The organism is Anaerolineales bacterium (assembly GCA_030583885.1).
Classification (GTDB): Bacteria; Chloroflexota; Anaerolineae; order Anaerolineales; family Villigracilaceae; genus Villigracilis.
Genome location: CP129480.1, coordinates 3706140 through 3725094, shown reverse-complemented (window position 1 = coordinate 3725094; position 18955 = coordinate 3706140). Strand labels below are relative to the sequence as shown.

Here is an 18955-nt window from a genome sequence, read left to right as displayed (position 1 = left end):
CCAAGGATGGATTTCGCCTGAGTATTATACAACCAGCATTCGTGTTTCCAAAAGGCAACTTTTTACGGTGCTGCACGTATGTCGGGTAAATGCAAGTTTCTTGTTGTATAATGAAGCGGAGGAACAAATGGACTTTTTACTCGATCCAAACGTTGCGTACCTGATTCTGCTGGGCGGCATTCTGCTCGGAATGATGGCACTGGTGACACCGGGGACCGGCTTGTTCGAAATCGGTGCGTTCTTTTGCATTGTGCTGGCGGGGTATGCGGTTGCAAACCTGTCCTTTAACTGGTGGGCAATCCTCATTCTTATCCTGAGCATTGTGCCGTTCATCTATTCCATTCAAAGGCCAAAGCGCGAGCTGTTCCTTGGGTTATCCATCCTGTTGCTGGTGGTCGGCTCCGTCTTCCTTTTTTCTGTGGATGGATGGAGACCGGCGGTCAATCCTTTGCTTGCCCTGGTTGCATCTGGCGCTGTGGCAGGATTTCTGTGGATTGCAGTCCGTAAATCCATGCAAGCTGTCGGCGCGCGTCCCTCCCACGATATGGATATTTTGGTCGGCATGGCCGGTGAAGCCCGAACAAAAGTCCATGCGGAAGGCAGCGTGTATGTGGGCGGAGAGTTATGGTCCGCCAAGAGCGATAAAGCCATCCCGGCTGGGAGCGTGATTCGAGTAATACGCCGCGAGGGGTTTGTGCTTGTTGTTGAAAAGTCGATCAATTCATAATTAACGAAAGGATGAGATATGTTTAATGAAACATTTGGTTTTCTAACCTGCCTGATCGGCGCGATTGTTGTCATTGGTTTTGTCTTCCTTGCCAATGCCATCCGCATCGTACCCGAGTATCAGCGTCTGGTTGTGTTCCGCCTTGGTCGTTGTGTGGGCGCGCGCGGGCCTGGGATCGTGATCCTTATCCCGGTGATTGACCGCGGTGTCAAAGCGGATTTGCGCGAGCAGGTGCGCGAAATCCCACAGCAAACCTCGATCACCATGGACAATGCGCCGATTTCAATTGATTTTCTATGGTACTTTAAGGTTTTGGACCCGGCTCAGTCCGTCCTGCAGGTGGGCAACTTTGAATCTGCCGCCGCGGGTATTGCAGCAACAACCTTGCGCGCTGTGATCGGCGGTATCGCCCTGGATGATGTGCTGTCTCAACGTGAGCACATCAACAACCAGCTTCGCACGCGTTTGGATGAAGTGACGGAGCGCTGGGGTGTGAAGGTAACGAACGTGGAAATCCGCGAGATCGTCCCGCCGCGCGATGTTCAGGATGCGATGAACCGCCAGATGACGGCGGAACGTGTCCGCCGTGCGTTGGTGACCGAATCCATGGGCGACCAGCAGGCGGCCATCAACCGAGCGGAAGGTACCAAGCAGGCTGCGATCCTTTCGGCTCAAGGCGAGCGGGAATCCAACATCCTGCGTGCGGAAGGCGAACGCCAGGCTCAGCTGTTACGTGCCGAGGGTTTTGCCCAGGCGCTTGAAGCGATCTTCAATGCGGCGAAGTCCATTGACCAGAAGACCATGACGCTTCAATATTTTGAAACGCTCAAGTCCATCGGCACAAGCCCGTCCACGAAATACATTTTCCCGATGGAATTCACCAGCATGCTGGATAACTTCCTTGGCAAAGACAGCAAGAAGTAAGGCGTAGTTTTGTAATACAATAGGACTTCCCGTTTTGGGAGGTCCTATTTTTTTATGGAAATTATGAAGGCATCCATCCTCGATCTTAACGCGCTCCGCAAATTGGAAAAGGAAAGCTTCGCCAAGGATGCGTGGCCCCTCTTCGACTTGATCGCTGTTTTGACATTTCCGGACGTGATCCGACTCAAGGCTGTGGAAAATTCTCAAATGGTGGGATTTATCGCAGGAGACCCGCGTCCGCGCGACGGGTGGGGCTGGGTTGCCACCATTGCGGTTGATCCACGCTATCAGCGGCGCGGCATCGGTCGCGCGCTCCTGCATGAATGTGAACGTCAGCTTGGCGTGCCTCGCTCACGCTTGACAGTGCGCCTGTCCAACCAGGCCGCCATCTCCATGTACCAAAAGGAAGGCTACGCAACGGCAGACGTCTGGAAGGCGTATTACAATGACGGAGAAGATGCGTTGGTAATGGAAAAGAATTTATGATTTTTGAAATTGGTATCGGGTATATAATCAGTCAATATGTTTGAAACTCTGCCGCCGCCCGTTTGGGTGAATACAAAGCAATTATTAAAGCACATGGTGGATGATCTTGCTGCGCAGCCCCGCGTGGCAGTGGACACCGAGTCCAATAGCCTGCATGCTTTCCGCGAACAGGTTTGTCTATTACAGTTCTCGTCCGTGAAAACAGATTATCTTCTGGACCCTCTTGTTCTAAAAGATCTGAGTTCACTTGCTCCCATCTTTGCGAACCCAGAGATCGAAAAGGTCTTCCATGCGGCTGAATACGACCTGATCTGTCTGCGGCGTGATTTCGGTTTCTCTTTCGCGAACCTGTTCGATACAATGCAGGCTGCGCGGGTGCTGGGGTATCCTGCTGTTGGCCTGGACAGACTGCTGGGTGATAAATTTGGCATAAAAATGGACAAGCGGCATCAAAAGGCAAACTGGGCGGCACGTCCGTTGACCCGCGAACAGATCCACTATGCAAGTCTCGATACGCATTACCTCTTTGACTTGCGTGACGCGCTCGAACGGGAGTTGCATGAAACGGAACGACTGGAGTTCGCGCTGGAGGATTTCAAGCGTGCCTGTTTACTGGAAGAGCAGAAACAAAAAGCGAATGGCGAATCGTGGGAACGCTTTTCGGGCCGCAAGGACCTTTCCATGCGTGAGTTGACCATCCTCTCCCAGCTGTGCAAATGGAGGGATCAGGAAGCTGAAAATCTGAACCGTCCGCCTTACAAGGTGGTGATGGATGAGGTTCTTGTGGCCCTGGCGAAGAACCCGCCTGAGGAAAAGGTTGATCTTTCCGCAGCCGGGATGAGTGAAAAGCAGATCCGCTTGTGGGGGGGGGCGCTCCTGGTCGCAATCAGACATGGGGTGAACGCTCCGCTTGTTCATCGGAAACCGGCGGAACGCAAGAACGATGCGGTCCTGCGTCGGCTGGAGAAATTGAAGGTGTGGCGAAAAAATATCGGGTTGGAAATGAAGGTCGAGTCCGACATCATTCTTCCCAAACCATATTTGGGACTGCTGTCTGAAAACCCGCCAGGGAATTTGGATGAACTAAGGGTGCTGATGAAGGATACGCCTTCACGTGTGGAAAAATTTGGGTTGCAGATCTTGAAGGTGCTTGGAGTGAAACATGCGAATTAATTTTCATGGCGCGGCGCATACGGTGACGGGGAGCCAGCATTTGCTGGAGATCAATGGAAAAAAACTGCTTTTGGAGTGCGGTTTATATCAGGGCAGGCGCGCGGATACGTATGAGCGAAATTTGAATTTCCGTTACACTCCGCGCGATGTGGATGCGGTAATTCTTTCGCATGCTCATATTGACCATTCGGGGAACCTGCCCAATCTTGTAAAACAGGGATATGAGGGACATATCTTTGCGACCCGTGCAACAGCGGACCTATCGACTTTGATGCTTGCCGATTCCGGCCACATTCAAGAGTCGGATGCAGAATATGTAAACAAGAAACGCGTCAAACGCGGTGAGCCGTCCATCGAGCCTTTGTATACAAAAGAAGATGCTGAAGCCGCTGCCACGATGTTCAAGGGCGTGGATTACGAAGCGGTGTTTGAACCCATTCCCGGTGTGGCTGCGCGTTTTTACGAGGCAGGACACATCCTTGGCTCGGCCAGTGTTTCATTGGAGATCGAAGAAAAAGGCAGGAAGATTCGCTTCTGGTTCTCGGGTGATATTGGCAGATATAAACTGCCGTTGCTCCGTGACCCTGTCTTGCCGCATGAAGCGGATTATATGATCATGGAATGCACATATGGAGATAAACCGCATCGCGACCCTGATGTCGCCTTTGTTGAATTCCGTGATGTTGTCAAATGGACCGTGGAACGCAGCGGCAAGGTGATCGTCCCCGCTTTCTCAGTGGGACGAACCCAGGAGTTGGTTTACAACCTGAACCGCATGATGCACAACGGTGACGTGCCGCGCGTGCCGGTATATGTGGATAGTCCGCTGGCGGTGAATGCGACGGATGTGTTTAAACGTCATTTGGAATGTTTTGATAAAGAAACGGCCAAATTTGTGGCGGAGGCGCGTCATCCTGCGCTGGATTCCAAGATGTTGACATATGTCAGGTCAGTGGATGAGTCGAAAGCCTTGAATGAACGGACCGACCCAATGGTGATCATTTCCGCTTCCGGCATGGCGGAAGCGGGGCGTATCCTCCACCATTTAAAAAACAATATCGAGAATCCCAAAAACACGGTTTGTATTGTCTCCTGGCAGGCGCCGCATACGCTGGGACGCAGACTGGCGGATCGGGAAGAAGAAGTCCGCATCTATGGCGAGACATATAAGCGAAAATGCGACATTGCCACCATTGGCGGGCTTTCCGCGCATGCCGGGCAGGATTTGCTGGTCGATTATGCGCTGGGTGTGAAGGGCAGCGTGAAGCGCATCTTTTTGGTGCATGGCGAAGAACGCCAGGCTCGAACGCTGAAGGATTTGTTAAAAGAGAAGAAAATGGACCAGGTGCATTATCCCGCTTTGCATGAGAGCGTGAATTTATAGGCTTTTTCCGGTTATAATTTTGCCCGCCTTATTATTCGGGGAGGTGCCAGAGTGGTTGAATGGGACAGTCTCGAAAACTGTTGTGGGCTCCGGTCCACCGAGGGTTCGAATCCCTCCCTCCCCGCAGAAGAGTCTGACGTAAATCATCAGGCTCTTTTCTTTTCCACCGTGCGCCCTCATTGAGAGGATGATATTCGAATCCCTCCCTCTCCGCTGCGTAACCCTACAGGTTTTCAAAACCTGTAGGGTCTTTGTTTAGTGGTAAGATTCTTGAGATGAGACTAAAACTTGCCCTCGCGCAGATCAACACCAACCTTGGCGATGTCGAAGCCAACCTTGCGAAACATCTTGAATACATCCGACAGGCAAAAGCCCAAAAAGCTGATCTGCTTGTTTTCCCCGAACTCTCATTAACAGGATATGTCTTGCAGGACCTGGTCGCCTCCGTGGCCCACAAGCCAACGGAGGAAGACCCGCTTTTCAAGCCGCTCCTCGCCGCCTCCCGCGATCTGGACCTGATGGTTGGCTTCGTGGACGAGGACTCCCGTCACCGCTTTTACATCGCCTCCGCCTATCTTTCGGGCGGAAAATTGATTCATGTCCACCACAAGGTCTACCTGCCGACTTATGGACTTTTCGACGAAGGCCGCTTCTTTGCCTGGGGTGACACCGTCCGCGCTTTCGACACGCGCTTCGGACGCGTCGGCATGCTGATCTGTGAAGACTTTTGGCACGCTTCGCCTCCGTACCTGCTCTGGCTGGATGGCGCGGACATTTTGCTCTTCGCCTCTGCCTCGCCCGGGCGCGGACTGAACGACCACGAAAAACTCGAATCCGCGCGCTGGGTGGAGCGGGTCAACAAAGCCTACGCCAGCATGTTCACGTCCTTTGTGGCGCACGCCAACCGCGTCGGCTACGAAGACGGGCTTCACTTCTGGGGCGGCGCGACGATCTTCGACCCAAATGGGGAGGAACTGGCGCATGGTCCCTACAACGAAGAAGCCATCACCTACGCCGAACTGGACTTGAATCAACTCCGCCGCACGCGTACCCGCCTGCCCCTCCTGCGCGATGAGCGGACCGCACTTGTCCAAAAGGAATTGGATAGGATTTTGTCCCGTGGCTGAGATCAACCTCTCCATCAACACCGAACTTGCCCGCAACATTCTCACGGGCTTTATCAAGTCCGAGATTACACGTGTGGGCATGTCCCGCGCGGTGATCGGACTTTCGGGTGGTTTGGATTCTGCACTTTCCTGCGCCCTCACTGTCGAAGCCCTCGGGGCAGAAAATGTCCTTGCCGTGCGGATGCCGTACAAAGCATCCAGCAGGGACTCGCTCGAACATGCCCAAATGCTGATCGATCAGTTTGGCGTGCAAAGCAAGACCATCGAGATCACGGACATGGTCGAGCCGTTGTTCAAACTCGATCCTGAAATGTCGAAAGTCCGCAAGGGCAACGTCATGGCGCGTGAGCGCATGATCGTGTTGTTCGACCAGAGCGAAGTCTTCAAGGGACTGGTGATCGGCACGAGTAATAAAACCGAAATATTGCTTGGCTACAGCACCATCTACGGCGACTCTGCCAGCGCGATGAATCCCATCGGCGATCTGTACAAAACACAGGTTCGTCAACTCTCGCGTGCAATGAACATCCCCGCGCCGATCATTGACAAGCCGCCCTCCGCCGATCTGTGGGAAGATCAGACTGATGAAGGGGAATTGGGTTTCAGCTATGATGAAGCGGATAAACTTCTTTATCTTTTGGTGGACCAGCGTTACAGTCCACAGGAAGCCGTGGAAGCAGGATTTGATGAAGCGTTCGTCACCACCGTCATTACGCGCATCCGCCGCAATCAGTTCAAGCGCATGCTTCCGCCCATCGCCAAGGTCAGCAACCGCACCATCGGGTATGATTTTCTCTATCTCCGCGATTGGGGAACGTAAAACCATCCCGTAGAAAAAATTCAAAGAACAGGAATCAGCCATCCCGTAGTGTGAGGCGTTTGTTTCCATCTGGAAAAGTATGCTGCATATCCCACCGTCCCTGAAACATAAAAAATTCTTCTATCTCTGGCTCGGTCAACTCATCTCCGTCACTGGCGCGCAGATGCAGCTCTGGGCGATCTTTTGGCACATCAACCAGTTGAACCCGAACCCGATCGCGCTCGGCGGGATTGGCGTCGCGCGGATCCTGCCCATCATCATTTTTTCGTTGATCGGCGGCGCGCTCGCGGATTCGGTGGACAGGCGCAAGGTGTTGTTCGTGACGCAGTCCACGGCTGCGCTTCTCGCACTGACCTTGGGCTTGCTGACCCAATTTGGCAGTATCACCATCTGGCACATTTACGTCCTCACTGCCCTGCAAGCAGTGACGCTGGCGTTCGACGCGCCGTCGCGTCAGGCATTGGTTCCCAACCTGCTGCCGAAAAAGGACCTGCCCAACGCGTTCAGCATGACGTTCACGGCGGCGCAGGTCGGCTCGGTGCTGGGACCTGCGCTGAGCGGTGTGGTGATCGCCGCCTTTGGGCAGCAAGCGGTGTACTACATCAATAGCATGTCGTTCGTTGCGGTCATTGCGGCGTTGGTGATGATCGGGAACGTGCCGCAAGCCTTCGCGGAGAAGGCGGCGGGTGTGAGCATCGCAGCCATCCGTGAGGGATTTAAGTTCATCTTCAGCAAGCCGATCATCTTTTCGACCATGCTGTTGGATTTTGTCGCCACGTTCTTTGCGTCGGCGCACACGCTCATGCCCATCATCGCCAGGGAGGTGTTGAACGTGAGCGTGGTGGAATACGGTTATCTCTCCGCCGCGCCTGCCGTGGGGGCGGTGTTGATCGCGCTCGTCATTTCGCAGGTGAAGGAGATCCGCAGCCAGGGACAGATCTTTCTCGGCTCGGTGATCGTCTTTGGGCTGGCAACTGTCATCTTCGGCGCGACACGCTCTTTCATCATTGCGTGGCTGGCGATTGCGGTCACAGGCGCGGCGGACGGGGTCAGCACGATCATCCGCAACACGATTCGACAGTTGCAAACCCCCGATCATGTCCGCGGACGGATGACCAGCGTGAACCAGATCTTCTTCCAGGGTGGACCGCAACTCGGCGAGATCCGCGCTGGCGTTCTCGCGCAGTTGTTTGGTTCGCCGTACGCCATCATCAGCGGCGGGATCGGCTGTATCATTGGCACGATTGCCATCGCCTGGAAATGGCCCCACCTGACCAAATACAACGGCGACGAACCCATGCTGGCTGGCGCACCTGCCTCCGCCCCTGCGGATTAGAATTTTCCACCACAGAGCACACAGAGATCACAGAGAAAAACTCTATGAATCTCTGTGTGCTTTGTGCTCTCCGTGGTGTATCAAAAAATCCAACTGATGCGCGACGTAGGTCAACTCGCCGCGCTCGATTTGCTGATGCCGCTTTTTTAGCCAATCGGCAAAAACGTTTTCGTTCAACTCTGTATTCCCCCTTAACGACTCTTCAAAAAAATGCAGGATGAAATACAAAAAATATGCTTCATCCTGCGGGTATTTTCCATTCGTGCCATGCACCACCCAGTCCGACGCGCCGGCCGCTAGAATCTCCGCACCTGCGGGTTGAACATGTGAAAACAAATATCGCCCGCTTTTACTGCTCCCGCCCGACGGACGCATGTCCATCGTACCGTGATACAGCCGCTCGATGGTTTCATCCAACGCCGCATCGATCGTTGGCTCGAAGGTTGTCATGCCATCGAAGTTCAATGTCAGCCAAGCCAGTCCGTTCGTGAGCGTGAGAAGTTTCTCTAAACTTTCTGGCATCGGCAGTAAATCTAAAAACGCATGCGCGATCAACAAGTCCGCAGGTGTTTTATTTTTTTGAATAAAATCAAAGACGTCTGCCCGCTCCAGGCGGATGCGGATATCGCGAGACGCATCCAAGAGTCGCAGTTGATTCTCCGCGCTTCCTTCCACACTCAAGCCTGCTCCCTCCGCCCATTGCGGAATCCACGCTGATGCATATTCCACGTTCTCCGCCATTTCATCCACCAGCACATATTCCGCCTTGCAGATGACATCCCAACTCGCCAACCGCTTCACCATCGTCCCGATCCCCGCGCCGACTTCGATGATACGAATTGGTGTCTGCGGTAATTGTGCTTTCAATGTGTTGAATACATCTTTATTCAGCGCGCGGTCATCCACGCTTTGTTTGGAGAGCAGGTAACGGGGAAAGGAATATTCCATTTGTCCCTCATTCATAAATCACCGAAACCCCGTCATCATCGCGACTGCTTTGGATCAAGTCTTTCATCCGCCGAATGACAGCTTGATGAATGGCTTGTGTTTCAGTGGAGCCGATCTCTTCAAGTGTGATCGGTTTTGCAAAGCGGACGTGTACTGTGGTCGGCTTTGCGTTGCGCGCCACCATCGCGAGCAATTGCAGGGCGGCGGCGAGTTTCTCACGCTCCATGCGAGTGCGCTTGAGCCACATCAGCGGATGGCGGGCAGTCCTCTCCCAGATGACTCCGCTCACGAGAACAGGGACAATTTTCGTGTCCCGTACGAAGCGCATGAACACCCCGGCGGAATCCGTCCAGTTGTCGAGCGAGTCCAGCGCGCCGTCATATACATCGGGGTCGGGTTCGATCTCACCAGCAGGGAAGGTCAACGCCGCCCGGCCGTTTTTTAGATGTGCCGAAACCTGCCTCACGGCGTTCATGCGTTTGACGGGGTCGTCGTCAATGAAAAAAAGCTGGCTGGTTGTGTTTTTCAATGCGGCCAGAAACGGGCGTTGAATGGCAATGATCTTCAGATCGGGGCGGTTGATGGCGGCGAAGAGACTGATGGTATCTGCCATGCCAGGGTGATTCGAAAGAAACAGCACGGGCCCATTGGCGGGGACATGCTCGCGCCCATGTCTGCGGACATCGCGCACATAATTCGTCCGCATGATTCGGCGCGCGGCTTCCGCCAGATCGCTCTCCCCAACGGAGGCATCGAAGTTCACCATTTGCTTCGCAAACTTGCGCGCAGGACTGGCGAAGATACGTCGCAACATGGACGCTGGCTGGGGATAATCCTGCCAGCCAAAGGAGGAGACAAGGTCATCAAGATTGATTTGCGTCAGCAATTCCAGTTGTGATGTCATTCAGGTTCCATTGTAAACCGCAGGGGATAGCCTTCGATCCGGGCAGTGGAATGTGCATTATCAAGGCGTTTTTCCGCTTCGGGTTTCGGAAGCGTTTGCACATAGGCGGAACCCTTGATGTGCGCGGTCAGCATGATCTCCGCAGCCCTGTTGTTGGCGAGGAAAAAGATGACCTTGAGCACTTCGACCACAAAATCCATCGGTGTCACAACGTCGTTGTGAATGATGACGCGGTAGAGCGGCTCGAGTTGCGTGTCGGCTTCTTCGATGATCTCGATTTCGGGGAGGATTGATAGTTTCATCTTTTATAATACAAAGGGCGCGAAGGGTACAAAGGAAATGTCAAACCGCTGTAAGTTGTTCGATCTCGGTTGAAGTCAGCTCGATTTCCGCTGCTTTGAAATTTTCACGGATGTGCTGCGGATTGGCAGACATGGGAATGGTGATGACACGCGGCTGTGAAATGACCCAGGCCAGCGCGATCTGAAAAACATTTGCGTTATGCGCTTTTGCAATGGCTTCCAGAGTCGTATTCTTTTTCAGGTTGCCTTCATCAATGGGGGAATAGGCGGTAAGAAAAATTTCGTTTTTCCGGCAATAATCCAACATCCCGTTCTTGACATAGGAACGGTCAGATAAACTGTAGGGTACTTGATTGGTGATGATGGGTGTTTCGGAACGTTCCTGCGATTCTTTAAGTTGCTTCAGGCTGAAATTGCTTACACCAAGATGTTTCACCCTGCCATCATGCACCAGTTTATTCAACGCGCGGAACGTCTCTTCGAGTTTCATCCCCGCGGAGGGCCAATGGATGAGATACAGGTCGATATATTCCATATGCAGGCGGCGCAGGCTGTTTTCGCAGGCAGACATCACGGAATCATATTGCAGATGAGACGGGGTGACCTTGGTGGTGATGAACAACGCCTCCCGCCTGACCTGTGACTCGCGTACCGCCCGCCCAAGCAATTCCTCACTGTGACCGTTCGCATACATCTCGGCAGTGTCGAAATGGGTGTAGCCGATCTCCAGTGCGGTGTGCAGGGCGGTCATTGAAACGGAATCTTTGCTTGAGTCGGCGAAAGAGCCGCCGCCAATCTTCCAGGTGCCGAATCCGATCTTGGGCAGGGCAAGATGGGGGAGGGAGTCGTATTTCATATCCTTATTCTATCGCTGATCTGATGAATCATTAAACTGGTTATTAAAAATTGCGGACAATCAATGCGACTCCGTAACAAAAAGCCCGCTTTCGTATAGAAGCGGGCTTTTTGTTACTTTTACTCGCTACGCAGGAACTTTGTCCCACTCTTTCTGCGCGCGCTCATGACCTTTTTTTAGAGCTTCGTAGTTTTTCGGAAGCAAATGTTTGTGACGGGCCGGCAGGTGACCTTCCAGCGCCTTCTCCACGTCTTCGATCTTGATCTCAGGCAACGCAGTGAGCAGTGCCCCGACCGCCACCATGTTCATCAATTTCTTGTCACCGATCTCTTCGGCGATCTCATTGCATGGGACCATGATGACATGGATGTCGTCGCGTTTCGCGGGGCGGTCCACCATGGACTGGTTGACGATGAGCGTGCCGCCCGGGGCGAGCACGGCTTCGTATTTGTCAAATGACGGCAGGTTCAAGGCAACTGCCAGCGGCGGATTCTTGACCAGCGGCGAGCCGATTTCCTGGTCTGCAATGACCACCGTGCAGTTCGCCGTACCGCCGCGCATTTCGGGTCCATAGGATGGAATCCAGGTCACTTCCTTGCCGGTGTCCATGGCCGCGTATGCCAGGACCTGCCCGCCGAAGAGGACGCCCTGTCCGCCAAACCCTGCGATGATGATTTCCTTTTGCATAGTTATTCTCCATGTCGTTGCGAGGAGCGGGGTGACGAAGCAATCATCTTATTGAACGGGAGATTGCTTCGGGCAAACGCCCTCGTAATGACATTACACTTTGATCTGCTTGATCGCTTCGCTGATCTTGTGATCGCCCAGTGGGTACGCGGGGATCATGTGCTCTTCCACGAACTTCAACGAATTGACGGGTGTCATGCCCCAGTTGGTCGGGCAGGTGGAGAGCAGTTCGACCATCGAGAAGCCCAGTCCGCGTACCTGCGTTTCAAACGCCATCCGAATGGCTTTCTTCGCGAGGCGGATGTTCTTTGGGTCATGTAACGAGCGGCGCACACAATAGCCCACGCCTTCGAGCGTGGAAAGCATCTCGGCTACCTTGATCGGATAGCCTTGGGTTTCCACATCGCGTCCACTTTGCGATGACGAGGTCTTCATGCCGGGCAGGGTGGTTGGAGCCATCTGTCCGCCGGTCATACCAAAGTTGGCGTTGTTGATGAAGATCACGGTCAGGTTTTCGCCTCGCGCGGCGGCGTGGACAATTTCGCCCATGCCGATCGAGGCCAGGTCGCCGTCGCCCTGATAGGTAAACACCACGCGGTCGGGCAAAACTCGTTTGATGCCGGTTGCCATCGCCGGCGCGCGTCCGTGCGGTGCTTCGACGAAATCGGTATTGAAATAATTGTAGGCGAACACTGCGCATCCCACCGGTGCAACGCCGATGGTCTTATGGATCAAGCCCATTTCCTCCAGCACCTCCGCCACGAGCCTGTGCGCCACGCCGTGCGTACAGCCCGGGCAATAGTGCGTGGGCATGTCGGTAAATGCTTCGGGTCGTTCGTACACAAGATTGTTTGCAGTCATCATTACCTCATTAAGCCTGGGCGGTCATCCGCGTCAGCCAGGAAACCCTTGGGTCAGAGTGAGTTTGCACAGGTCCAGCCGCGAGGCGTTTGATCTCATCGATGATTTCATCGTGGAACGGGACCACGCCGCCGGGACGTCCATAAAATTCGACGGGCACCCGTCCGCGCACGTTCAGCATGACGTCATCCAGCATCTGTCCCATGTTCATCTCGGTGACAAGGAACGCCTCCGCCTGACCTGTGAGTTGGTCCAGCACTTGATGTGGAAACGGGCTGACGGTGACCGGCCTTAAGAGCCCGACCTTGATGCCCTGTGCACGCGCCTCGCGGACTGCCGAAAGTGCCACGCGTCCTGCCGTGCCAAAGCCGACCACAATATATTTTGCATCTTCAAGGAAATATTCCTTGTAACGTACTTCGTTCGCTTGCACTTCCTGCCAGCGGGTGAGCAGGCGCAGGTTGGTCTTCTCTTCATCCAGTGGATTGAGATAGATCGAAGAGAGGATTCTTCGTTCGCGGTTCATTGCGCCATTTGTTGCCCACTCGAAGTCCTTGCGTTTGACCTCCTGCATGGCAGGCATTATGGCGGGCTCCATCATCTGACCGACAGAGCCGTCGAGAATGACCATGGTGATCATGCGATATTTTTCTGCAAGATCAAAGGACAATGCAGTCAGGTCGATCGCTTCCTGCACAGAGGCGGGTGCAAGCACGATGCGTGGATAATCGCCATGTCCGCCGCCGCGCACGGCCTGATAGTAATCTCCCTGCGAGGGGGCAATATTGCCAAGACCCGGTCCGCCGCGCATGACGTTCACTAAAACGGCGGGGATCTCCGTGCCGGCAATGTAGGACAATCCCTCCATCATCAGGCTCACGCCCGGTGAGGAGGAGGAGGACATCACGCGCACGCCCGTGCATGCCGCGCCATACACCATGTTGATCGCGCCCAATTCAGACTCGGCCTGTACGAAGGCACGGCCGAGTTCCGGCATTCGGCGCGAGAGATATTCGAGCACCTCTGTCTGCGGGGTGATGGGGTAGCCGAAATACGCCTCCAGCCCCGCTCGGACGGCGGCTTCCGCAATGGCTTCATTGCCTTTCCATAATTCTTTTGGCATTCTTTTATCTCCATAATGGGGCAGGGGCACGCCATACTTCTATGTGGCACTTTGTCGTGCCCTGCGGAAATTATGCGGTTGCAGGTACAGGTGCGGCTTTGGTCATTTCACGGTAGACCGTGATCGCTGCATCCGGGCAGACCACGGCACAGATGGCACACCCCGTGCAACCGTCCTTGAACGTGTGCGCGGGGTGGTAGCCCTTCGGGGTGAGACGTGACATATCCAGTTCCATCACGCCCTGCGGACAGGCGCTGAGGCAGAGTTCACATCCTTTGCAGTAGGTGTCGCTGACTTCGATCCAGCCTTTTGCTGCCATTGAGGCTCCTTTTACTTATTCGAGAAGTTTGACATTATTAGGCGAAATTTACCGCCACCCTGATTATGTCTTCTTTATACACGAGCGAATAGTGCCAAGCGTCACATGCAGATGCTTACAAAGGTCATCCCTTTTGGGGCTGGAATCAGCACTGAAAATGTGAGGAAAATTCAAAAAAGTGACGGGTATTTTCATGAAAAGATGACCATCACTTTTTTGCTCGAATGAGGCTAATTTCTTCTTAGCATCCACAAGCCAATCGCCCAGAACAGGGCGATCATAATGACACCATCCGTGTTGGGGGAGAAGATGAATTCCATGCCGGGCTTGAATTTGATGAAACCTTCGAGGATCAAAGGTGCACTGAGGGCATTGGTGATATTGTGTGCGATAAACGAGGGCCAGAGCGAATCGGTTTTGAGGCGCAGTTCCCCAAGCACAAGTGCGGTCGGAAATATCCCAACCAGCCCAAGAACAATGAAACCGGTCATGCCAATGGATGTGTAACTTCCAATAATGTCGCTGCCCAGGAGAAAAATCCAGTAGGGGATGTGCCACACTCCCCAAATCAAACCCGTAAGCATGTGGTTGTTAAAATCGCTCAGGCCGATGGCTTTGAAGCGCGGAGTCAGATATCCGCGCCAGGCGAATTCCTCGCCAATATTTTTGACCAGGGAGGCTGCGATACCGAAGAGAAAGATCGGGAGCAGGTCGGAAAGGGAGCGTTCGGGAATGGATGCTCCGGATAGCAGGGACAGGCTGAAGGTCAGGATGATCGTGACGGGGTAGATCAAAACTGCAAGGGCGTACCATCCCCAATTCCCTTTAAGGTTGAGGCGCAGACCGAAATCCGCCCAGCCGTCTCCGCCAAATCCGCGCAAAAGGAACACCGTGAGCAGGGGTGCGAGAATAAAAATCAGCAGCCCCAGACTTTCCTGCGGGCTTGGGCTGGGGATCTGGGTGTTGAGCCACACCCCGATCCAGCCGCACAGGATGACAACCATGATGAAGATTATCAGATTGCGAATACTATGGTTCATGTTCCTCCGGTTAAATTTGCTGATCGCGGAACATGATAACATATCAGGATGCGCTTTATTACCAATTCGTAAAGATCCCGTCGTTGTTCGTTTTGTGGGTGGTAGAATCGATATGGTTGCATCCGCTGGATTCCAGGATGGATGTGGTAATCATGACCGTCGTCTGCATGCCGGTCATGGCGTTTGGTGTTCTTCTCTTATTTGTAGGCTCTACTGATATGATGGCGTTGCCGGCTTGTCTGGTGTATTTGGGTGGAGAATAGATCCGCTGTAAGGATAACTTTCATTATTGCATTCCCTCTTGTGCGGCAGGCTGAAAGATGGATGATCATCAAAAGGAGTCGGACATGATGCAACCTTATAACATTCTTGTTGTCGAAGACGATGCGTCTATGCAAAAATCATTGTCACGATGTTAAGCCGCTCCGGTTATCAAGTCACCGTAGCGTCCAACGGGCATGAAGCATTGACGCGTATCTCGGAATATTTCCCGGACCTGATCATTTCCGATATTATGATGCCCGATATGGACGGAATCAGCTTGTTGGATAATTTACGCTCCCACGATTCCACCCGTTCGATTCCGCTGATTCTGGTGACGGCAAAAGCAACCACTGCGAACATTATTGAGGGGATGCAGCTTGGGGCGGATGATTATCTGGTGAAACCCTTTGTCATGTCTGAATTGCTTGCACGTGTTCGTTCGAAACTCGAACGGCCGCCTGTCCCAAGCGACCTCCTGCCCCGTGACCGTCAAACGGGTTTACTTACGGAGCGTTTGTTTCAGGATGAACTGGATCGTGAATTTCAGCGCTCAAAACGAAGCGGTGTGGATGGGTGTCTTGTTTATTTGTCGCTGGTGGAGTGGGGCAGCCTCAGGGAAAAGGTCGGACCCCATGCCGAAGTGCAGGTTGCGAAACAACTTGCCAGCCTGCTGACTGTTGATTTGCGTTCGTTGGATCTTGTTGGAAGGAGCGGCGCATCAAATTTTTGCATTCTTTTGCCTGAAACCTCCCCTAAAGCCGCACAAAAACATCTTGAAGCGCTCTCACAACGGATCGTTCGACATGACTTTATCGCGGCTGGTGAACATTTGCGTCTCACGCCTGCCTTTGGTTTCTCCACATTCGCCGATGGACAGACGGTTAAGGAATTGAAGGATCATGCCCTTTCCGCGCTTGAGGTTGCCGCATCCCATATTGATCTTTACCCCAAACGCTATACGCTTGAAATGGCGGAAAAATCAAAAGCAAGACCAGCCGCGCACCAAATCACCTGGCGGAGTCGACTTCGATATTTGCAAAGCCAATTAAATCTACCGTGGCAGATCGCCTTGACCGTCATGATCGGGATGGTCGTCCCCTATTTTATCTATACCTGGTTTGATTCCATCGGATGTGACATCAGCCAGGCCGTCTATATCATTATCGTTGTTTCCCTGTCCCTTACTGCTCTTTTGATCTGGGTCGAAGGTTTTTTATCCTTAAAAAAGACCAATCCTTCTGATGAGCCTAAAATCCCATATCCGCCCGCGAGTGCGATCATTGCGGCGTATTTGCCCAATGAAGCCTTGACGGTCGTTGAGACCGTTGAAGCATTTCTCCGCATTGAGTATCCCGCCGATTTTCAAATCATATTGGCGTATAACACGCCAGCCGATCTGCCCGTCGAATCCACATTGCGGGAGATTGCCCGTCGTGACCCGCGTTTTACTCCGTTGCGGATCCAAAATTCGACTTCAAAGGCACAGAATGTGAACGCTGCACTTGCCGAAGTGCGCGGCGAATTCGTTGGTGTTTTCGACGCGGACCATCATCCCATGCGGGAAAGTTTTACCCGCGCATGGCGCTGGCTGGCTCAGGGATTCGGTGTCGTTCAGGGTCATTGTGTCGTGCGAAATGGTGGCATCAGTCGGATCTCTCAGACCGTTGCGATTGAATTCGAACTCATTTATGGCAGCAGCCATCCCGGCCGCATGAGACTGTATCAGTTTGGAATCTTTGGCGGTTCAAATGGATACTGGCGCACCGATCTTTTGCGGGAGACGCGTATGCGCAGTTTTATGCTTACCGAAGATATCGATTCATCCATCCGGGTCATCGAAAAAGGGGCGCGAATTTTATCCGACCCGCAACTACTTTCCCGCGAGCTGGCGCCCGCCACTCTCTCCGCGCTTTGGAATCAACGCATGCGCTGGGCGCAAGGCTGGCACCAGGTTTCCATCAGGCATTTTTGGAAAGCCATTCGTTCAAGAAGATTTTCACTTCGTCAAAAAATTGGTTTTTTCTGGCTTTTGGCGTGGCGTGAATTTTACCCATGGATTTCCATTCAAATCTTCCCGCTGGTTGCCTATTGGGTCGTGAAATACGGCGGTTTGGATAAACTGGACTGGCTCATTCCCATTTTTGTGCTGACCACGCTCTTTACCTTAAGTGTTGGTCCCGGACAGGCCGTATTTTCATATCTCGTCAGTGTGCCTGAAATAAAAAAGCATAAGAGCTGGTTCTTTTTTTTTACTTTGTTGTCACCTCGCTGGTATATTCCGAATTCAAAAACCTGATCTCAAGGGTGGCGCAGATAAAGGAAATTCTGCATGAACGGGAATGGCGTGTTACGCCGCGTGTAAAATAATACAACGCGGCGGTTGGTTGCGTAGCCGTTTTTCTTTGCGGTGGTAGAATCGCCTTAATCACCGGGCCATATTAAATAAATGGAGTCTTTATGTCCACACCTGTAATCATTGATGCCATCCGAACGCCGATCGGGGCCTTGGGCGGGGTTCTCTCGTCTGTGCGCCCAGATGACATGGCGGCGCATGTCATCAAAACCATTCTCGAACGCAATCAAATTGACCCTGCGCTCATCGAGGAAGTTTTCATGGGATGTGCGAATCAGGCGGGCGAAGATAACCGCGACGTGGCGCGCATGGCTGCCCTGTTGGCGGGTCTGCCCGTGGAGGTGGGGGGCGTCACTGTGAATAGGCTGTGTGCTTCAGGCTTGAACGCTGTCAACATGGCGGCGCGGGCCATCAAGGCAGGGGAGGGAGACGTGTACATCGCAGGCGGAGTCGAATCGATGAGCCGCGCACCCTACTCACTTCCAAAGGCGGAAGCCGGTTTTTCCTTTGGTAATCTCACTGCCTATGACACATCGCTCGGCTGGCGATATCCAAATCCTGCAATGAAGGAAATGTACGGCACAGATTCGATGGGTGAGACTGCTGAGAATATTGCAGCCGAGCGTCCGCACATCACGCGCGGGAAGCAGGATGAATTCGCTGTGCGTAGTCATCAACGCGCCGTCGCCGCAATCGACTCCGGACGTTTTACGCGGGAGATCATGCCCCTTTCCATTCCGCAGAAAAAAGGCGACCCGAAGATCGTGGATACGGACGAACGTCCACGCCGCGATACGACGATGGACAGCCTTTCCAAATTGAGACCCGCCTTCAAAAAGGATGGGGGAACCGTCACCGCTGGTAATTCGTCTGGATTAAATGACGGAGCCGCCGCACTTTTGATGATGAGCGAGGAACGCGCCAAAGCCCTGAACCTCAAACCGCTGGCGAGGATCATCGCATCCGCCTCGGCGGGCGTGCCGCCGCGCGTGATGGGATATGGTCCCATTCCTGCGACGAGGAAGGCACTGAAACGAGCTGGATTGAAGATGGGTGACATCGGCTTGATCGAGATCAACGAAGCCTTTGCCGTGCAGGCATTGTCGGTGATGGAAGATTTGGAACTTGACCCTGAGATTGTCAACGTCAACGGCGGTGCCATCGCCATCGGGCATCCACTCGGCTGTTCGGGCGCGCGTTTGATGACCACGCTCGTGCATGAAATGAATGATCGTGGAAATGTCAAATATGGTGTCGCGACTCTGTGCGTGGGGGTGGGCCAGGGCGAAGCGACAATTATTGAATATACAGGTTAAGTCAT

At 53.4% G+C, this 18955-nt stretch carries 19 protein-coding genes and 1 tRNA gene; 11 read left to right on the top strand and 9 right to left on the bottom strand.

Annotation, left to right across the window (positions count from 1 at the left end; all coding sequences use genetic code 11):
* The first annotated feature begins 127 nt into the window (after positions 1-127).
* From QY332_18650 to QY332_18610, 9 genes are all read left to right on the top strand, one after another.
* Positions 128-727 (top strand): NfeD family protein, encoded by a 600-nt coding sequence (locus tag QY332_18650; protein ID WKZ35633.1) that lies wholly within the window; start codon positions 128-130, stop codon positions 725-727.
* 18 nt (positions 728-745) lie between these two features.
* Positions 746-1651: an SPFH domain-containing protein gene (locus tag QY332_18645; protein ID WKZ35632.1), complete on the top strand. Its 906-nt coding sequence runs from the start codon at positions 746-748 to the stop codon at positions 1649-1651.
* A 63-nt stretch (positions 1652-1714) separates the two neighbouring features.
* Complete coding sequence (locus QY332_18640; GenBank protein ID WKZ35631.1) at positions 1715-2137, top strand: GNAT family N-acetyltransferase; 423 nt, start codon at positions 1715-1717, stop codon at positions 2135-2137.
* Positions 2138-2173: 36 nt separating this feature from the next.
* Positions 2174-3310, top strand: a complete 1137-nt coding sequence (locus QY332_18635; protein ID WKZ35630.1) for a ribonuclease D — start codon at positions 2174-2176, stop codon at positions 3308-3310.
* The gene (locus QY332_18630) at positions 3300-4694 is read left to right on the top strand and encodes an MBL fold metallo-hydrolase (GenBank protein ID WKZ35629.1); all 1395 of its coding nucleotides are present in this window, start codon (positions 3300-3302) and stop codon (positions 4692-4694) included. The genes QY332_18635 and QY332_18630 overlap by 11 nt, the downstream gene beginning before the upstream one ends.
* 37 nt (positions 4695-4731) lie before the next feature.
* Positions 4732-4818 (top strand) — tRNA-Ser (locus tag QY332_18625).
* Positions 4819-4969: 151 nt separating this feature from the next.
* Positions 4970-5821, top strand: coding sequence for a nitrilase-related carbon-nitrogen hydrolase (locus QY332_18620; GenBank protein WKZ35628.1), 852 nt, complete (start codon positions 4970-4972; stop codon positions 5819-5821).
* A complete protein-coding gene (locus QY332_18615; protein WKZ35627.1) occupies positions 5814-6641 on the top strand; it encodes an NAD+ synthase in 828 nt (275 codons plus the stop codon). Before QY332_18620 ends, QY332_18615 begins: the two co-directional genes overlap by 8 nt.
* A 79-nt stretch (positions 6642-6720) precedes the next feature.
* Positions 6721-7977 (top strand): MFS transporter, encoded by a 1257-nt coding sequence (locus QY332_18610; protein WKZ35626.1) that lies wholly within the window; start codon positions 6721-6723, stop codon positions 7975-7977.
* A gap of 42 nt (positions 7978-8019) precedes the next feature.
* On the opposite strand, the gene QY332_18605 is transcribed toward QY332_18610, so the two are convergent.
* From QY332_18605 to QY332_18565, 9 genes are all read right to left on the bottom strand, one after another.
* Positions 8020-8925, bottom strand: coding sequence for a hypothetical protein (locus tag QY332_18605; protein ID WKZ35625.1), 906 nt, complete (start codon positions 8923-8925; stop codon positions 8020-8022).
* A gap of 7 nt (positions 8926-8932) precedes the next feature.
* Positions 8933-9829, bottom strand: coding sequence for a 1-acyl-sn-glycerol-3-phosphate acyltransferase (locus QY332_18600; protein WKZ35624.1), 897 nt, complete (start codon positions 9827-9829; stop codon positions 8933-8935).
* Complete coding sequence (locus QY332_18595; GenBank protein WKZ35623.1) at positions 9826-10131, bottom strand: ATP-dependent Clp protease adaptor ClpS; 306 nt, start codon at positions 10129-10131, stop codon at positions 9826-9828. Before QY332_18595 ends, QY332_18600 begins: the two co-directional genes overlap by 4 nt.
* Positions 10132-10171: 40 nt before the next feature.
* Positions 10172-10987, bottom strand: coding sequence for an aldo/keto reductase (locus tag QY332_18590; GenBank protein ID WKZ35622.1), 816 nt, complete (start codon positions 10985-10987; stop codon positions 10172-10174).
* A gap of 126 nt (positions 10988-11113) precedes the next feature.
* Positions 11114-11674 (bottom strand): 2-oxoacid:acceptor oxidoreductase family protein, encoded by a 561-nt coding sequence (locus QY332_18585; GenBank protein ID WKZ35621.1) that lies wholly within the window; start codon positions 11672-11674, stop codon positions 11114-11116.
* Between the two features lie 93 nt (positions 11675-11767).
* Complete coding sequence (locus tag QY332_18580; protein ID WKZ35620.1) at positions 11768-12538, bottom strand: thiamine pyrophosphate-dependent enzyme; 771 nt, start codon at positions 12536-12538, stop codon at positions 11768-11770.
* Between the two features lie 7 nt (positions 12539-12545).
* Positions 12546-13658, bottom strand: coding sequence for a 3-methyl-2-oxobutanoate dehydrogenase subunit VorB (gene vorB / locus QY332_18575; GenBank protein ID WKZ35619.1), 1113 nt, complete (start codon positions 13656-13658; stop codon positions 12546-12548).
* A 70-nt stretch (positions 13659-13728) separates the two neighbouring features.
* A complete protein-coding gene (locus QY332_18570; protein ID WKZ35618.1) occupies positions 13729-13977 on the bottom strand; it encodes a 4Fe-4S dicluster domain-containing protein in 249 nt (82 codons plus the stop codon).
* Between the two features lie 230 nt (positions 13978-14207).
* Positions 14208-15017: a CPBP family intramembrane metalloprotease gene (locus QY332_18565; GenBank protein WKZ35617.1), complete on the bottom strand. Its 810-nt coding sequence runs from the start codon at positions 15015-15017 to the stop codon at positions 14208-14210.
* A 403-nt stretch (positions 15018-15420) separates the two neighbouring features.
* Between QY332_18565 and QY332_18560 the strand changes: the two genes are divergently transcribed.
* Together QY332_18560 and QY332_18555 are read left to right on the top strand one after the other, a co-directional pair.
* Positions 15421-17577 (top strand): response regulator, encoded by a 2157-nt coding sequence (locus QY332_18560; protein WKZ38478.1) that lies wholly within the window; start codon positions 15421-15423, stop codon positions 17575-17577.
* 161 nt (positions 17578-17738) lie between these two features.
* On the top strand, positions 17739-18950 hold the full coding sequence (locus QY332_18555) for an acetyl-CoA C-acetyltransferase (GenBank protein ID WKZ35616.1): 1212 nt from the start codon (positions 17739-17741) through the stop codon (positions 18948-18950).
* Positions 18951-18955 lie beyond the last annotated feature (5 nt).